The following is a 16,903-nucleotide window of genomic DNA, read 5'->3' as shown; positions in this document are numbered from 1 at the left end:
TTTCGAGCTTTTATCAATTTCTACTTCACTGTTTAGCTTTTTTCTTTGTTATTTCGTTTATTTACCGTGTTTATATCACTGCTTTACTTAAGCTGTTGTCGTATTTATAAGGTGACTTGCTTATAGACATGCTGCCCTGTTCAGGTTACAAGGCAGCACTTGGCTTAAACGGCTCAAAGTTTAACTAAAAGGGTGCCGTAGTACAATTGTTTCCTTCCGGTCTGGACCAGTTGAAATAATATCTATAGGTGCGCCAACCAGCTCTTCCACTCGCTTAATATAAGCTTTAGCATTTTCAGGCAGCTGCTCATAAGACTGCAAGCCGATGGTAGACTCCTGCCAACCAGGCATTTCCTCATAAATCGGCTCCATATTTTGATAATTATCAGCATCAAATGGCGAGCCAGTAATATTTTGGCCCTTAGCTAGATAGCCTTTACAGATTTTAATGGTTTCCAGGCCATCCAACACATCCAGCTTGGTTAAGCACAAGCCAGAGATACTGTTAATTTGTACGGAGTAACGTAAAGCTTCTGCGTCAAACCAGCCACATCGACGAGCACGTCCAGTAGTCGCTCCAAACTCATGACCTTTTTCAGCTAGATGCTTACCAACACCACAGTCTAACTCTGTTGGGAATGGACCAGCCCCAACACGTGTTGTGTAAGCTTTAGTTATACCCAACACATAGTCTAAATATAGAGGGCCAAAGCCACTACCTGTGGCTGTACCACCTGCTGTTGTATTGGAAGAAGTGACAAAAGGGTAAGTGCCATGATCTATATCCAGCAGTGAGCCTTGAGCACCTTCAAATAAAATATCATCGCCCGCTTTACGATAGTTATGCAAATCTTCCACTACATTACTGATTAACGGGGTAAGCTGTTCAGCCATTGTTAAGGCATCAGCTAATACTTGCTGATAATCTAATGGCTGTTCTTGATAATATTGAGTAAGGACAAAATTATGATAGTCCATCACTTCTTTTAGTTTTTCTGCAAACCGCTCTTTATTCAGCAGATCACCCAGTCGTAAGCCCCGGCGAGCAGCTTTGTCTTCATAAGCTGGGCCAATTCCACGGCCTGTGGTACCTATTTTCTCTTTACCACGGAATTTTTCGCGCGCTAAATCCAGAGCAACATGGAAAGGTAAAATTAATGGACAAGCAGGGCTAAGACGTAACCGCTCTCTAACAGGTACACCATTTTTTTCTAATTCGGCCATTTCTTTTAGCAATGCATCTGGCGCTAACACCACCCCATTACCGATATAACACTTGACGTTATCGCGTAAAATGCCAGAAGGAATTAAATGCAATACTGTTTTTTTGCCATCAATTACCAAGGTATGACCGGCATTATGGCCACCCTGAAAACGCGCAACGGCCGCTACACGCTCTGTAAGCAAATCAACAATTTTCCCTTTGCCTTCATCACCCCATTGTGTGCCAAGCACAACAACATTTTTACCCATGATCACATCTCTAAATTTAAATTAACTTAAATAACCTTTAGTCACTTATTAACCAAAAACTAATCAAAATGGAGCTATTTGCCAGCTCTCATTTATAAGCTGTAGTTTTCGATTGCACCCTAACTCTTTTGGCTGCTGTACTTGGTCTGGTAGTTCTCTAACAACCCTTTCACCCTGAGCTCGCAATGCCTGGACTGCTTCAAACGGCACATCAATAGGCGCCCAAATCGCATTATCAGCAGGCTCTGAAGGTGCTATTAAATCAAGCAATACTTTTAAGTCAGAACTAAATCCTGTTGCTGGACGAGAGCGACCAAATACTTTACCAATACCATCATAACGGCCACCCTGGGCAACTGCTTGTCCTTGGCCTGGTACATAAGCCGCAAATAAAATACCTGTATGGTAGTTATAACCTCTTAACTCACACAGGTCGAAGTAAATCGTTAGCGACGAACTAAACTGACGAACAGCTAAACCCACTTGTTCAAGCGTGCGAATAGCATTGTGCACATTTTCATTGGCATTTGATAAAACAGTTCTTGCCTGTTTCAATGTATCAAAATCACCTGATAACTCAGGTAGAGCCAACAACATATTGGCTACATCAACATCATCAACATAATTAGCTACAAAGTCCGCTAGCTCCGTAGCATCTTTACGCTGCAAAATATCAAACAATTCTTGCTGACGCTCTTCAGATAATTGGGCTTGAGCCACTAAGCCACGAAAAATCCCCACATGGCCCATATCCAAATAAACATTTTGAATAGTTAAGCTATTCAGTGTTTCCAACATTAAGCTAATGACCTCAACATCACTGGCTATACCAGAATGGCCATATAACTCTGCTCCCACCTGAATTGGGCTACGAGAAGCAGCCAACGAACAAGGCTTGGTATGAAAAACACTGCCTGCATAACACAGTCTAACCGGACCTTCTCGTTTTAAGGTATGTGCATCCATTCTTGCTACAGAAGGCGTAGTATCAGCACGTAACCCTAATAACCGCCCAGTTAGTTGATCAATTATTTTAAAGGTTTGTAAATCAAGATCATGGCCCGCTCCTGCTTGGAGGGACTCTAGATACTCAAGATGAGGAGGAATAACCAGGTCATAACCCCAGCAATGGTAAAGGTCGAGAAGTTTTCGCCTTAGCTGTTCAATTTGCATTGCTGCAGGCGGTAACACCTCATCTATACCGTCCGGCAATAACCAACGATCTGCAATTGTCATGTTATATCCGGCCTTTTTATGGATAGTGTCTCTGTTGGCTTTTTAACGTCAGCTTCTTTAAATCAAAAAAGCTCTCAATTTATTTAGCTTAAGAAGTGCACACTTATAGTCTACACCAGCAAGAATATTTTGGGCTTTACTGGTCAAATTACGAATTAATTAAATATAACAAGCCAGTCCCAGCTAGCATGCTTACCAAACCAGCTAGCCGTAATTGGCGGTCATCAAAGGTTGCTAGTTTTGCCACTAAGTCACGCCACCGACTGGGGTACAAAAAAGGAATAATCCCTTCAATGACCAACATGAGGCAAAATGCAACTAATAACTCGTGCCAAAAATTCATGCTTTCCCTTAGGCAATAAAAAAACCGGGTGATAACCCGGTTTGGATGATACTAACATGATTTATTAGCAGAATTGAAGCGATTTCAACCAGCTCATTACAAGCAGCTGATCAAATAACCAACTATTCTGCCAATAGCACTTCTACCATGTTTATTGATTATTTTCTGCACTAGAAGTATTTGTTATTGCATGAGGTGTTTTCAAATATTTAAAGAAATCACTTTCAGGCTTTAACACCATAATATCGCCTTGCTGCTTAAAGGCCTGACGGTAAGCTTGTAAACTACGGTAAAAGTTATAAAACTCTTGGTCACTGCCATAAGCTTCTGCATAAACAGCCGCTGCTTCCTGGTCACCTTCACCTCGTAATTGTTCAGCAATCTGATAGGCTTTCGCTAACAGTTCACGACGCTCACGATCCGCTTCAGCACGAATTTCTTCTGCTTTTTGCTTACCAAATGAACGAATTTCCTGAGCCTCTTTTTCCCGCTCAGTAATCATCCTTTCATAGACTGAATCACTCACCTGTTCTGGCAAATCAATTCGCTTAAAGCGCACATCCACAATTTCAATGCCATACTTTTCTTTAATTTGCACTTGTTCATTCAAGCTTTTTTTAATGCTGAAAATCAGCTTGTCACGCAGGTCTTCAGGCTCTTCTTCTGCGGCACTTGCTGCAGCTTTAGCTGCTGCTTTCTGTACAGCCGTTTTTGCTATTTCAACACCAGCAGCAAGCTGAACTGCACTATCATCTAGCACCAGCGTTTCCTGCGCACACTTAAAGCGAGAACGTTTCTTAATGTTAGACTTACCTGACACAACTTCTTTTAGCTCACACTGGGCAATCAAGTTACGCAAGCCTGATTCAATTAGCTGTGACAGTAGCCGATTGGCTTGAATAATGTTGCCTGATGTTGCTGTATAAAAACGCTGTACATCAGCTATTCGCCACTTTACAAAAGAGTCAACAACTAGCGCCTTTTTTTCCTGAGTAAAAAAGCGTTCTTGAGCTGCATCTAACGTTAGTAACCGGCCATCAAAGAGTTTCACCTTGTCAATAAATGGCGCTTTAAAGTGGAGGCCTGCTGGCACATCAGGGTTTTTAACCTGACCAAACCGTAGCACCACTGCCCGCTCACGCTCGCTGACAATATAAGCTGATTCCCAGCCAACAATAACAATAGCTAAGGCAATAATAATGGTTGCTAAGCTTTTACCTGTCATCTTGCAACCCTCCCACCAGTTCGATTTGAAGAAGTACGCTTACGTAGTTGTCCAGCTACTTTATCAGCTATTGCATCCATCTCTTGCTGAGTAAGAACAGGCTGACCAGTTAGAGAGGTAGGTGCCGTTGGGTTAGCTCCCATGAGTTTGTCTAGCGGTAAATACATCAGGTTATTACCACCTTCCACATCAACAATCACTTTATTGGTTTCACCTAGTACATCTTGAATCGTTTCTATATACATTCGACTACGGGTAATTTCTGGTGCTTTTTTATACTCAACTAGCACCTGCTTAAAGCGAGAAGTTTCACCATTAGCCTTCGCCGTTATTTCAGCTTTATAGGCCTGAGCCTCTTCTGTTATCCGCTTACTTTTACCTTTTGCCTGAGGAAGAATCGCATTACGGTAAGCAATTGCCTTATTTTGCACCCGCTCACGGTCTTCCCTAGCACGAATCACATCATCAAAAGCAGCTTGCACTTCTCTTGGTGGCTGAGTGCTTTCTACGTTGATTTTGCTAATGTAAAGGCCCGATTTATAGTCATTAACATAAGCCTGAAGTCTTTCAGCCACTTCAGCAGAAATAATACTACGGCCTTCTGTTAATACTGAGTGCATTTTTGAAGTACCTACCACATGACGTAAGGCACTTTGAGTTGCCTGTTCCAGCGTACTGATTGGATCAGCAATTTCCAGCACATAGTTTTTCAGGTTGGAAACATTGTATTGAACCGACAAAGAGACTTCGACGATATTTTCATCTTCAGTCAACATCTTCTGCCTTACATTGTAAGTTCGCAGCTCAGTTACATTTTCCTGAAATTTCGAGTCAATTGGAGGGAAGTAAAAGTGCAAGCCTGGCCCTACGGTTTCTTTATACTCACCAAACCGCAAGACAACTACTTGCTCCTTTTCATCCACAGTAAATGCAGCACTCCAAAAATATAAGACGGCAAGCAAAACAAAAGCGATTGGGAAAATACCACCCGCAGCAGAGCCAGATGATCTGCCGCCTTGGCCACCACCTTTGCCACCGAACAGGCTGCCAATTTTTTCATTTAATTTACGGAAAGCTTCATCCAGATCAGGAGGACCTTGGTTATTATTGCCACGATTCCCCCCGTTGCCCCAGGGATCTTTATCATTTCCGTTACCACCCGGTTCATTCCAGGCCATAAACTTCTCCATTACACCAGTGTTGGATTAGTAAGCTGATAGGTGCACTTCCCAATAACACATTCGCTATATTAGAAGGTGCTCCTTAACAAAGTTGTTGTTATGGCTATGATACTAGTTAATTCGGATAAATCTACGACTGTGCATTGTAAGAGCGACAGTTGCTGCCTTCAACCCGTACCCTTATTAATGGGTTACTGACAATAAAGCCTCTGGTTTTAACCCAGAACGACCTAACAACCTATCGTAGTCCTGCTTTGGCATTCTGATTTTTACCAGCGTATTGCCAGCTGCATCTATTGACTCAGACTGCACCACTCCCAACTCATAAAACTGTGCTCTTAACCGACTTTGCTGAGGGGTTAAAGTAATGGTTTGCTGAATTAATTGATCCCCCATATGCTCAGCAATGGCCTTAACTAATAACTCAGTGCCATTACCTTGTTGAGCAGACAACCAAACCCGGGTGGGCACTCCCTGTTCATTATAATCGACTCGTGGCTGTACATCAGACAATTGGTCTATCTTGTTGTATACCTGAAGACTAGGCAACTCATTGGCACCAATTTCTTTTAGGACGGCTTCCACTTGCTCAATATTGTCTTGATAGTTTGGGTCACTGATATCAACGACATGAACCAACAGATCAGCCATTACCGTTTCTTCAAGAGTTGCCCTAAAAGCCTCTACCAGCTTATGCGGCAAATGCCGAATAAAGCCCACAGTATCAGCCAAAACAACTGGACCTAAATCTGGTACTTTTATTCTTCTTAGGGTTGGGTCCAATGTGGCAAATAACTGATCAGCAGCATAGACATCAGCTGCCGTTAAATAATTAAATAGCGTTGATTTACCAGCGTTGGTATAACCTACAAAGGAGATACTTGGCACTTCTGCCCGCTTGCGGGCTCGACGCCCTTGGTCACGCTGTTTTCGCACTTTTTCCAAGCGTTTAGTAATTGACTTAATTCGTGCACGAAGCAAGCGTCGGTCTGTTTCTAACTGAGTTTCACCAGGCCCACGTAAACCGATCCCACCTTTCTGTCTTTCTAAGTGAGTCCAACCTCTTACTAAGCGTGTACTCATATGCTGCAGCTGAGCCAGCTCAACTTGTAGCTTACCTTCATGGGTACGCGCCCGCTGGGCAAAAATATCCAGAATCAGGCCAGTACGATCCAGTACTCGACACTGCAATTCTTTTTCCAGATTGCGTTCCTGAGAGGGACTTAAGGCGTGATTAAAAATCACCAGCTCTGCTTCATGGGCTTTAACTTGCTGGCGAATTTCTTCGAGCTTACCACTACCCACCAGATATTTTGGGTTGGGCTGTTGCTTGGAGATAGTTAGAAAGGCTATTGGGTTCGCCCCCGCAGAGCTAACTAGCTCTTTAAATTCACGGGGGTCTTCCCTATCTTGGTCACTGATTAACTCAGGATGTACCAATACCGCTTGTTCGCCACCTTGATGGCGTTCAAAAAACAAAGACAAACTCCTTAATTATTACCGGGCTCGCCAGTTTGCTCCTGCCCTTGCATTGGCAGTCTAACTGCTCGGGTGGGAACCACTGTAGAAATAGCATGTTTATATACCATCTGGCTGACAGTATTTTTCAGCAAAATAACAAACTGATCAAAAGACTCAATTTGTCCTTGCAGCTTAATACCATTAACCAAGTAAATAGAAACAGGTATACGATCTTTGCGCAACACGTTCAAGTAAGGGTCTTGTAGAGAATGCCCTTTTGACATTGCTGTACTCCTTTAATTAAATATCAAAAAAATTAAAAAATGCTTACTAATAATAAAATAATCCGCTTATAAAACTTCAAACCTAGAAGTTATACCCAACACGTAGTTTAAAACCATTTTGACGGGTATAAATAGGTCAACAGCTTTAGCAAAAAAGCTTCAATACCTGTTACCATTTCCAGTGTTAGCAGCGATAAGCGCAAACGTTAATAGCCGAGCTAGCTGTATATGATAGCTTAAAATTAAAACTTAAGCTCTATATAAGTGCCTGCTCCACAAATTTCAAGGTCTGGGCCGGTAAATCCTGATCAAGGCTGTCAAACCAGTGCAGCTTAGGCCAACTGCGCAACCAGGTAAATTGACGCTTCGCCAGCTGACGTGTAGCAACAATGCCTTTTTCGATCATCTCTTCATAGCTTAGTTCCCCCGCCAAATATTCCCAAGCCTGGCGATAACCCACCGAACGAATTGATGGCAGGTTACAGTTAAGGTCAGCGCGTTGTCTAAGCGCTGTTACTTCTGTCAAAAAGCCTTGATCAATCATTTGCAAAAAACGCTTTTCAATTCGCTGATGCAAGACTTTGCGCTCTTTGGGCGCCACAGCCAAACTTATAACGTGATAAGGAAAACTTTGCCGCTGAAACTGCTGTTCTCGTCGAAACTGGGTCATGGTTTTCCCCGAACTTCGATAAACCTCTAATGCTCGCTGCAACCGTTGAGGGTCATTTGGGTGAATCCGTTGCGCAGACTCTGGATCAACCGATGCTAGCTGAGCATGGATGTATGCCCAACCATGCTGACTTGCTTCTGCTGAAATCTGTTGTCTGATTACGTCATCAGCAGCAGGCATTTCCGCAAGCCCATCTTTAAGCGCTTTAAAATAAAGCATGGTGCCACCCACCAGTAAGGGGATTTTTTTTCTAGCAATTATGTCTGCTATTAATTGCGCTGCATCAACACGAAAGTCGGCTGCAGAATATGGTTCAGCCGGGTCTTTTATATCAATTAAATGATGGGGAAACTCAGCTAATATTTCAGGTGTTGGTTTTGCAGTACCAATATCCATCCCTTTGTATACCAGTGCCGAGTCGACACTAATTAACTCACAAGGTAATTGTTTATAAATGTCTATCGCCAAATCAGTTTTACCTGATGCCGTTGGCCCCATTAAAAAAATAACAGCTGGTTTAGTCTGATTGGTCAGGTTATTTGGATTATTTTTCACTACTTACTACGCTTTAATCACAATATTTTTTAAGGGTTATCGGCCCCTTAAAAACAGTTTATCCAGCTCGGCTACAGAGAGTTGTGTCCAGGTAGGTCGGCCGTGATTACATTGACCACTTCGCTCAGTTCGCTCCATATCACGAAGCAATGCATTCATCTCTGGATGAGTGAGTTTACGGTTAGCGCGCACGGAGCCATGACAGGCTATTGTCGCCAAAATTTCATTAATATGTGCCTGAATGCGATCACTGGTGCCATGTTCTATTAAGTCAGACAACACATCACGAACCAGCTGGCTGATATGGGCTTGTTTTAACAGCGAGGGGATGGCTTTAACTACTATAGTTTCAGGCCCCATTCGTAATAGTTCGAAGCCCAGGCTGGTAAATAATGTTTGAAATTCCTCGGCACAGTCTGCTTCTCGCTGGCTCACTGCTACAGACTCCGGCACCAGCACCGGCTGACACTTAATTCCTTCCGCTTGATAAGACTGTTTCATTCGCTCATAAGTAATTCGCTCATGAGCCGCATGCATATCTACCAGCACCAACCCATGCTGGTTTTCAGCCAATATATAGATACCTTTTAGCTGCGCTAACGCAAAGCCCAGCGGAGGTATTTCAGGCTCGTTATTAGCCTCTACTGACTCCATCGAAGGGCCCGACTGGGCTGCAATAATTTCATCGGCTGCCTCAGCCAGTTTGCCATAACCGGCCAGCTGCTCAGCAACCTGATGTTTGGTTGGCTGCTGAGTTGGCATACTGGGCTGACCACCAAAAATAGACTGACTACTAGCAGGCTGATTAAAGCGTATTTGCTCTTGCTCTTGAAACTCACCCGCAGATGCACCTGTAGCAGCAGGCTTACTTGTAGCAGTCAAGCGGTTATCAGTTACTGGCTGAGATGATGCTGAAGTCAGCTGATCACCGGGACGTACCTCTGCTAGGGCATGGTGCAAGGTACTAAACAAAAAGTTATGGACAGTGCGGCTATCTCGAAATCGCACTTCATGCTTGGTGGGATGAACATTGACATCAACAGAGGCTGGGTCAACGCTTAAATACAATACAAACGTTGGATGCCGGCCATTATAGAGTACATCTCGATAAGCCTGTCTCACAGCATGACTTACCAGCTTGTCACGAATCACCCGACCATTAACAAAGAAATACTGCAAGTCTGCCTGGCTGCGTGAATAGGTAGGTAACCCCACCCAGCCCCAAAGCCTCATACCAGCCGACTCAACATCCAGACAAACCGCATTTTCAATAAAATCTGGACCACAGGTTTGGGCTACTCGCCGATCTTTTTCTTGCTGCGTTTTTGCTGCTTTTAACTGATGAATAGTGCGCTGGTTATGACGCAAATTAAAACTAACATCAAAGCGGCTTAAGGCCAGTCGCTTTACAACTTCTTCCAGGTGACCAAACTCTGTTTTTTCCGTTTTAAGAAATTTACGCCTGGCAGGCGTATTAAAAAATAAATCCCTGACCTCAACCGTCGTACCTACTGGATGAGCAGAAGGAGACACCACTGGCTGCATGTCTCGCCCTTCGGTTTGCACCCGCCAGGCACTAGACTGGCCTTTAACTGCAGACGTTAATGTCAGTCGAGAAACCGAACTGATACTCGCCAACGCTTCTCCCCTAAACCCCAAACTAGCAACAGCCTCAAGGTCTTCTAGCTCAGTAATTTTACTGGTAGCGTGACGACTTAACGACAGAGGTAAATCGTCTTTTACGATGCCAGAGCCATTATCACGGATTTTCAGCAGTTTGATTCCACCCTGCTCAACTTCAATATCAACACGAGTTGCACCTGCATCAACAGCATTTTCCAACAGTTCTTTAGCAACCGATGCAGGCCTTTCTACCACCTCACCAGCCGCGATCTGGTTAGCTAATCGAGTACTTAATAATTGAATTCGTTTCATACAGCGTTAGTTCAAGCGACTAGTTTTAATTCAAGCTTTGGTTCAAGCGATTAATTGGGAATTTGCAGCACTTGCCCTTCACGAATCACATCGGCTGCCAATTTATTGGCTCGACGGATACTGGCAACAGACACATTGTGACGAGCAGCAATGGTAGAAAGGGTATCCCCTCTGCGAATGACATAACGAGTAAGCGTGTGACTTACTCGAGCGGCCAGTAGTGTACCTGGTGGTGGGCGATCTTCAAAATATTCTTTAATACCGGAGAAGATAGCTCTGGCCAACTGTCGCTGATGAGATTTATTAGCTAGTTTCTTTGACTCTGTTGGATTCGAGATAAAGCCAGTTTCAACCAAAATAGAAGGAATATCTGGCGACTTCAGCACCACAAAAGCTGCTTGCTCTACATGCCGTTTATGCAGCCGATTAAAACCACCCAAACGCCTTAACACCTTGCTGCCTACATCCAGGCTGGCAGTTAAGCTAGCGGTCATCGATAGGTCTAACAACACCCCTGCTAGCACTTTATCTTTATCATCCAGGCTGACACTACCTACACCCCCAATCAAGTCTGCATTATTTTCGCGGCTAGCTAGCCAACGCGCAGCTTCAGAGGTGGCTCCTCGTTGTGATAATGCAAATACCGAAGCTCCTCGGGCACGCCGATTTTTAAACGCATCCGCATGTACTGAAATAAACATATCAGCATTGGCCTCTCGGGCCATTTGAGTTCTGCGCCTTAGTCCGATGTAGTAGTCACCTTTACGAAGTAGTACAGGTTTAAAGCCAGGCTCCTGCTCCAGCAGGTACGCCAACTTTCTGGCAATTGAAAGCACCACGTCTTTTTCCCGCAATCGACCAAAACCGACAGCGCCTGGGTCTTCACCACCATGCCCAGCATCGATGGCAATAATCACATCTCGCTGACCAATAGGGGCCGTGGTTTTAGCCACATGATCTACTGATTTGATAGGAGTTTTAACCTGCTCGTACAAATCAATCACCAGTCGATCGCCATAGGTATTATTAGGCTTCAACACAAAGCTTTTTGGCTTAAGTGGCTGCTTTAAGTCCAGCACGACTCGCAGGCCTCCCGTTTTACGTCGACCTGAGCGGATTTTTTTAATTGGTGTTTTAGTAACATCCAGTTTATCAAGCGATGCTTTCAAGCTGGCTGACTCTAAATCAATCACCAGCCGATCTGGATTATCCAGCTTAAACACCTTGTGCTCGACAGGACCTGACAGGTCAAATACCAGGCGAGTGTTGTCAGGTGCAGGCCAAACCCGAATTCCTTCTATTGTTGCTGCTTGGCTTACTACCCCCAAGCCAAGCCAAATCAAAACAAAAAGACAACTGAGTCTCATCTATCTGATGACTCCTTATGATCATTTGTTAGAGGACGTGCAAAGTGTCATGTGCTCTGGCATTTTGCAAGGCTCTCACCTTGTTATTCTTTGGCAAACCTGATGGCCTTTCTCAGTATGAGCAGTGAGCCTCACTGTCCGCCCCTGGCTCCGATAGCTCAGTGTCACGGTAAGGTCTGCTATGGGTAAAAAGCCTTCACCTCTTTCTGGCCACTCAATCAAGCACAGGTTGTCATCCTGCAGATAGTCTCTTACCCCCAAGAACTCCAGCTCTTCAGGCTCCCCTAACCGATACAAATCAAAGTGGTAAACCTTATGATTGGCTAACTCATAAGGCTCAACCAAGGTGTAAGTAGGGCTTTTTACTGAGCCTTGATGACCTAGTACTTGCAGCACACCTCGACACAATGTGGTTTTTCCAGCCCCTAAATTACCTTCTAAATAAAAAATTCCTTTACCATCTGCGGCTAATGCAAGCTGCTTACCAAAATCAACGGTTGCAGCCTCATTTGCCAGCAGAAATGTAATATCTTCAACCATACTTACTCTTCACTGCCATCTGGTTTATCTGTTTTCTGATCAGAGGGATAAGCTCAGTTGCTCTCAACCCAAAATAACCACCCACCAACTTTACTAATTGATCTGCACTGTAACTATGCAACCAGGTGCCTAACCCGGCAGCCTCGGCTGTACTTAGCCCTTGAGCTATGAGAGCCCCAAGCAGGCCACTTAACACATCCCCCATACCACCCACAGCCATACCCGGATTGCCTACATTAGCCAGTTGGATTAGCCCTTTAGCACACACTAAACTACCAGCTCCTTTTAGTACCGCAGTGCTTTGATATTGACTAGCTAGCTGCTCCACTGAAGCAAAGCGATTTTGTTGTATTTGCTGGCTGGATACACCCAACAGTCGAGCAGCTTCCCCTGGGTGGGGCGTCAATAACCAGTCACTTTTCTTTTGCTCTAGTAAAGTTGGCTCCACCGCCAGCAAGTTCAACCCATCAGCATCCAATACCAGGGGCAGACCTGAATCAATCGCTGCTAACAAGCACTCACGAGACCAGCGGCTCTGACCCAGCCCAGGACCTATAACCAGAGCTGATTTACCAATTAACAGTCGGGGAATTTGCCCGGGGTTATCACAGCCTATCACCATTATTTCTGGGCAGCGTGCTTGCAAGCCGCCAACTTGCTCCGGGCGAGTCACTACAGAGACCAGCCCAACGCCTGCATGCAGGGCAGCTTCAGCAGCCATGGTAATGGCACCTCCCATACTATGATCACCACCAATTAGTACTAAATGGCCAAAAGCTCCTTTATGGCTGTTTTTATAACGCTCAGGTAAACATGTTAGGTAGCGACTGGGGTCAAGCAGATAACTGTTACAAGGGGTTGTATGATATACCAGTTCAGGTACAGCCAAGTCAGCAAAGTGAACTTCACCAGTCAACTCACATCCATGATGGGTATAGAGCCCTCGCTTACGCCCGATAAAAGTGATGGTGCTTCTTGCTTTAACTGCCACCCCCAACACAGTGCCAGTGTCTGCACACAAGCCTGAAGGGATATCAACTGCAATTACTGGCTTGTAGGTGCTATTGAGCTGCTCGATAACAGAAGCATAGGTTTCTCTCACTGGACCTTTTAGCCCTGTGCCCAACAAAGCATCTACAAACACATCAGCGGTTAGCTGCAAATTTTCTTGCCAAGGGGTTATTGATACTGATTGCGCCTGGCACCACTGATATGCAGTCAAGGCATCACCCTTAAGTTTGCCTGGATCACCTACAGCTATGACCTCAACTTCAATGCCTTTTTGCTTTGCCAAACCAGCTACAATAAAACCATCTCCTGCATTATTTCCTGAGCCACACAGTACCTGAAGGTGAAAGGACTCTTTTCCAAACCACTGTTCACAATACTGCCTGAGTAGCCGAAAGGTTGCTTTACCCGCACGCTCCATTAAGGTGTAGCCTGCAATCCCTTGCTGATGAATCGCATTATAATCTAGCTGCCGAACTTGCTCGGCTGTATAGAGCGTATGTGATAGACTATTGGCCATAAGCGTTATTGATGTTAACCCCCAATGCACTTTAAGGGTGCACATTGAAATGACGTTTTCTGAAACTGAAATGAACGTTGAAATTAAATGTATTTAGCAATTATACGTCAGCTATCTTCTGTCACCAATGAAAGCTAACTTTTGTCAAGCCTATCCATTACTGGCATATCAATATCGACACCCAGAAATATCAATTCGACCAATGCCCCACTATTCAAGTTCCCAATAGTTGTTGCTAGGCTTTTCATCTATCATGAAGCAGTTACCTGAAACTAAGCTGAATTCACTTGCAGCCGATATCAAACACTGGGGAAGAGAGCTTGGCTTTCAAGAGGTTGGTATCAGTGGCATCGACCTTGGCCCCCACGAACAGTACTTAAACGACTGGCTGGCTACTGGGTATCATGGTGAACTGGACTATATGGCAGTTCATGGTACTAAACGCAGCCGCCCCGCTGAGCTTGTACCTGGCACATTAACGGTGATTAGCGCCAGAATGGATTATTTGCCTGGAGATACAGAAACCATTCGAATTCTAGATGACCCCAGCCAGGCTTACATTTCTCGCTACGCACTTGGCCGTGACTATCACAAAGTCATTCGCAAACGCTTAGCCAAACTCGCAACCAAAATCACCGAGGCTGTTGGCGAATTCGGCTATCGAGCCTTTGTCGATAGTGCTCCCATTCTAGAAAAAGCCATTGCTGAGCAAGCTGGTATAGGCTGGATTGGCAAAAATACCTTAGTACTTAATCGCAAGGCTGGCTCCTGGTTCTTTCTGGGTGAGCTGTTTACTGATTTGCCGTTACCCACAGACTCTCCCACTGAAAAAAATCACTGTGGCCGCTGCACAGCTTGCCTAGATATCTGTCCAACGGATGCTTTTGCTGGCCCCTATCAGCTAGATGCCCGACGCTGTATTTCTTACCTCACTATCGAGTTAAAAGGCTCTATTCCTGTAGAACTAAGAAGCAAGATGGGTAACCGGGTTTTTGGCTGTGATGACTGTCAGCTGGTTTGCCCCTGGAATCGCTTTGCCAAACCAACTCAAGAAACAGACTTTTTACCCCGCCATAAGCTGGACAGCTCATCTTTAGTGGAGCTCTTCTTATGGACTGAGGAAGAGTTTCTTAATCGTACAGCAGGCTCACCTATCCGCCGCTCAGGGTATCAGGGCTGGCTTCGAAACCTTGCGGTAGGGTTAGGAAATGCACCCACCTCAACAGCCGTGATAGACGCTCTAAAAAGCCGCTTGGCAGGTGCTTCTGAGTTAGTCAGAGAACATATCGAGTGGGCATTAGAGCAGCATCTGAGCTCCAAGACTCAATGTTAGATGTTAGCTTGGCTCTCTGGATTTAGCATCTAGACGAATAAAGTGCTCTCGATAATAGCGAAGCTCTTCAATTGACTCGCGAATATCCTCTAAAGCCAGATGAGAGTTTTTCTTGTTGATGTGTTTCAAAATTTCCGGGGTCCAACGCTGGGCAAGTTCTTTGAGAGTGCTGACATCAATACTGCGATAGTGAAAGAATTTTTCCAACTTAGGCATATACTTCACTAAAAAACGCCGGTCCTGGCCGATGGTATTACCACACATAGGCGATATCCCTGCATCAACAAATTGTTGCAAGAACTCAATGGTAAGTTTTTCCGCGTGCGCTTCATCAATATTGCTGTTTTTTACCCGCTCGGTAAGTCCTGTTTGCCCATGGGTTGTGGTACACCACTCATCCATGGTTAGCATATGCTCTTCCGGCTGGTGAATAGCAAAAACGGGGCCTTCAGCAATTACTTCTAAATCCCGATCTGTCACGATAGTGGCAATCTCTATAATCCGGTGCTGTTCAGGGTCTAGCCCTGTCATTTCAAGGTCAATCCAGATCAGGTTTTCAGCTTTCGACATCAACGCATCCTTAATCGGATAAAGCGGCTTACATTTAATTTAAACGCGCCTTAATACATAGTGATAGTATTGATTCACAAATTTCGCTCAATGATAATGCCGATTAATGACTTCGAGCAAACTGTTTGGAATTATGAAATACCACTTTTATGAGTAAACGTCGCCTAAACCGCCGCCAAGCTTGGCGAATTGAAAAAATCCAGCAAGAGCGCGCCAAGCGAGCCGAAAAAAAAGGCAACACATCAGAGCAGCAACTTAGCTCAAGTGAACTTGGCCCTGAACAGCATGGACTGATTACTACCCACTATGGCACTCAAATTGATGTTGAGCCATTAGATCAACCAGGAACGCGCTATCGTTGCCATATAAGAGCAAACCTTCCAGCGCTGGTAACTGGTGATCATGTTGTCTGGCGTGCAGGTGCCGACTTTACTGGAGTAGTAGTTGCCAGCCTACCAAGGAAGTCATTGCTATCTCGCCCTGATAGCCGGGGCCAGTTAAAACCAGTAGCTGCCAATATAGATTATATCGTGATTGTGGTGGCTCCGCGGCCTACTCCTTATGCAAATTTAATTGACCGTTACTTGGTTGCTGCTGAGCTAACAGACATAGAGCCTGTAATCTTACTTAATAAAACGGACTTACTCACCAAAGAGCCCGAACTTGAAGCACCGCTGACAAATATGCTGAAAATTTACAGCGACATTGGTTATCAGGTACTGCAAGCCTCCACAGCATTGGACCATGGCCTTGACCAACTCACTTCACTACTTGATGCCCATACCAGTGTGTTTGTTGGTCAGTCCGGGGTTGGTAAGTCATCTTTGGTTAATATGCTGCTACCTGATGTTGAAGCTAAAGTAGGAGACTTATCAGTTGCCTCAGGGAAAGGCACCCATACCACAACAGCCGCAACACTTTTTCACTTCCCCACTGGCGGTAAACTGATTGACTCACCCGGCATTCGTGAATTTGCCCTGTGGCCAATGGATCGTTTTACTTTAGCGCAGGGTTTTAAAGAGTTTAGAGAAGTGCTTGGGCTGTGTAAATTTCGCGACTGCCAACATGAGCAAGAGCCTGGCTGTGCTTTGCGCCAAGCAGTAACAGATGAAAAAATTCACCCAAACCGAATGGCCAGCTTCAAGCATATTGCACAGTCTTTAGACGATGGTGACTCTTACTAAGCTCTATCTTCAGCACAC

15 protein-coding genes are annotated in these 16,903 nt (G+C 44.7%); 2 read left to right on the top strand and 13 right to left on the bottom strand.

The window, feature by feature from the left end; translation table 11 throughout:
* Positions 1-180: 180 nt before the first annotated feature.
* The 12 genes from OQE68_RS15470 to OQE68_RS15415 form a co-directional block, all read right to left on the bottom strand.
* Positions 181-1,473 carry an adenylosuccinate synthase gene (locus tag OQE68_RS15470; RefSeq protein WP_180568720.1) on the bottom strand — a complete coding sequence of 431 codons (1,293 nt, stop codon included), beginning with the start codon at positions 1,471-1,473 and terminating at the stop codon, positions 181-183.
* Between the two features lie 63 nt (positions 1,474-1,536).
* Positions 1,537-2,709: an ATP phosphoribosyltransferase regulatory subunit gene (locus OQE68_RS15465; protein WP_180568721.1), complete on the bottom strand. Its 1,173-nt coding sequence runs from the start codon at positions 2,707-2,709 to the stop codon at positions 1,537-1,539.
* Positions 2,710-2,857: 148 nt separating this feature from the next.
* Positions 2,858-3,052, bottom strand: a complete 195-nt coding sequence (locus tag OQE68_RS15460; RefSeq protein ID WP_180568722.1) for a DUF2065 domain-containing protein — start codon at positions 3,050-3,052, stop codon at positions 2,858-2,860.
* Between the two features lie 151 nt (positions 3,053-3,203).
* Positions 3,204-4,277: a protease modulator HflC gene (hflC, locus tag OQE68_RS15455; RefSeq protein ID WP_180568723.1), complete on the bottom strand. Its 1,074-nt coding sequence runs from the start codon at positions 4,275-4,277 to the stop codon at positions 3,204-3,206.
* A complete protein-coding gene (gene hflK, locus OQE68_RS15450) occupies positions 4,274-5,455 on the bottom strand; it encodes an FtsH protease activity modulator HflK (RefSeq protein ID WP_180568724.1) in 1,182 nt (393 codons plus the stop codon). The genes hflC and hflK overlap by 4 nt, the downstream gene beginning before the upstream one ends.
* Before the next feature lie 186 nt (positions 5,456-5,641).
* Positions 5,642-6,937 carry a ribosome rescue GTPase HflX gene (gene hflX, locus OQE68_RS15445; protein ID WP_180568725.1) on the bottom strand — a complete coding sequence of 432 codons (1,296 nt, stop codon included), beginning with the start codon at positions 6,935-6,937 and terminating at the stop codon, positions 5,642-5,644.
* A gap of 11 nt (positions 6,938-6,948) precedes the next feature.
* Positions 6,949-7,203, bottom strand: a complete 255-nt coding sequence (gene hfq / locus OQE68_RS15440) for an RNA chaperone Hfq (protein ID WP_180568726.1) — start codon at positions 7,201-7,203, stop codon at positions 6,949-6,951.
* Between the two features lie 256 nt (positions 7,204-7,459).
* Positions 7,460-8,371, bottom strand: coding sequence for a tRNA (adenosine(37)-N6)-dimethylallyltransferase MiaA (miaA, locus tag OQE68_RS15435; RefSeq protein WP_180568743.1), 912 nt, complete (start codon positions 8,369-8,371; stop codon positions 7,460-7,462).
* 93 nt (positions 8,372-8,464) lie between these two features.
* On the bottom strand, positions 8,465-10,363 hold the full coding sequence (mutL, locus tag OQE68_RS15430) for a DNA mismatch repair endonuclease MutL (RefSeq protein ID WP_180568727.1): 1,899 nt from the start codon (positions 10,361-10,363) through the stop codon (positions 8,465-8,467).
* A 50-nt stretch (positions 10,364-10,413) separates the two neighbouring features.
* Positions 10,414-11,730 carry an N-acetylmuramoyl-L-alanine amidase gene (locus OQE68_RS15425; protein ID WP_180568728.1) on the bottom strand — a complete coding sequence of 439 codons (1,317 nt, stop codon included), beginning with the start codon at positions 11,728-11,730 and terminating at the stop codon, positions 10,414-10,416.
* 75 nt (positions 11,731-11,805) lie between these two features.
* Positions 11,806-12,270, bottom strand: a complete 465-nt coding sequence (gene tsaE / locus OQE68_RS15420; RefSeq protein WP_180568729.1) for a tRNA (adenosine(37)-N6)-threonylcarbamoyltransferase complex ATPase subunit type 1 TsaE — start codon at positions 12,268-12,270, stop codon at positions 11,806-11,808.
* Positions 12,263-13,798 (bottom strand): NAD(P)H-hydrate dehydratase, encoded by a 1,536-nt coding sequence (locus OQE68_RS15415; protein WP_180568730.1) that lies wholly within the window; start codon positions 13,796-13,798, stop codon positions 12,263-12,265. Before OQE68_RS15415 ends, tsaE begins: the two co-directional genes overlap by 8 nt.
* A gap of 253 nt (positions 13,799-14,051) precedes the next feature.
* On the opposite strand from OQE68_RS15415, the gene queG reads away from it, so the two are divergent.
* Entirely contained in the window at positions 14,052-15,131 is a 1,080-nt protein-coding gene (gene queG, locus OQE68_RS15410) for a tRNA epoxyqueuosine(34) reductase QueG (RefSeq protein ID WP_180568731.1), read from the top strand.
* A gap of 3 nt (positions 15,132-15,134) precedes the next feature.
* Here queG and orn read toward each other — a convergent pair whose 3' ends face one another.
* Positions 15,135-15,701, bottom strand: a complete 567-nt coding sequence (orn, locus tag OQE68_RS15405; RefSeq protein ID WP_180568732.1) for an oligoribonuclease — start codon at positions 15,699-15,701, stop codon at positions 15,135-15,137.
* A gap of 149 nt (positions 15,702-15,850) precedes the next feature.
* Here orn and rsgA point away from each other — a divergent pair, with 149 nt between their 5' ends.
* On the top strand, positions 15,851-16,885 hold the full coding sequence (rsgA, locus tag OQE68_RS15400) for a small ribosomal subunit biogenesis GTPase RsgA (RefSeq protein WP_180568733.1): 1,035 nt from the start codon (positions 15,851-15,853) through the stop codon (positions 16,883-16,885).
* Positions 16,886-16,903 lie beyond the last annotated feature (18 nt).

Origin of the sequence: Spartinivicinus marinus (assembly GCF_026309355.1) — a bacterium.
GTDB lineage: Bacteria > Pseudomonadota > Gammaproteobacteria > Pseudomonadales > Zooshikellaceae > Spartinivicinus > Spartinivicinus marinus.
This window is presented reverse-complemented; position numbering and strand designations above follow the sequence as displayed.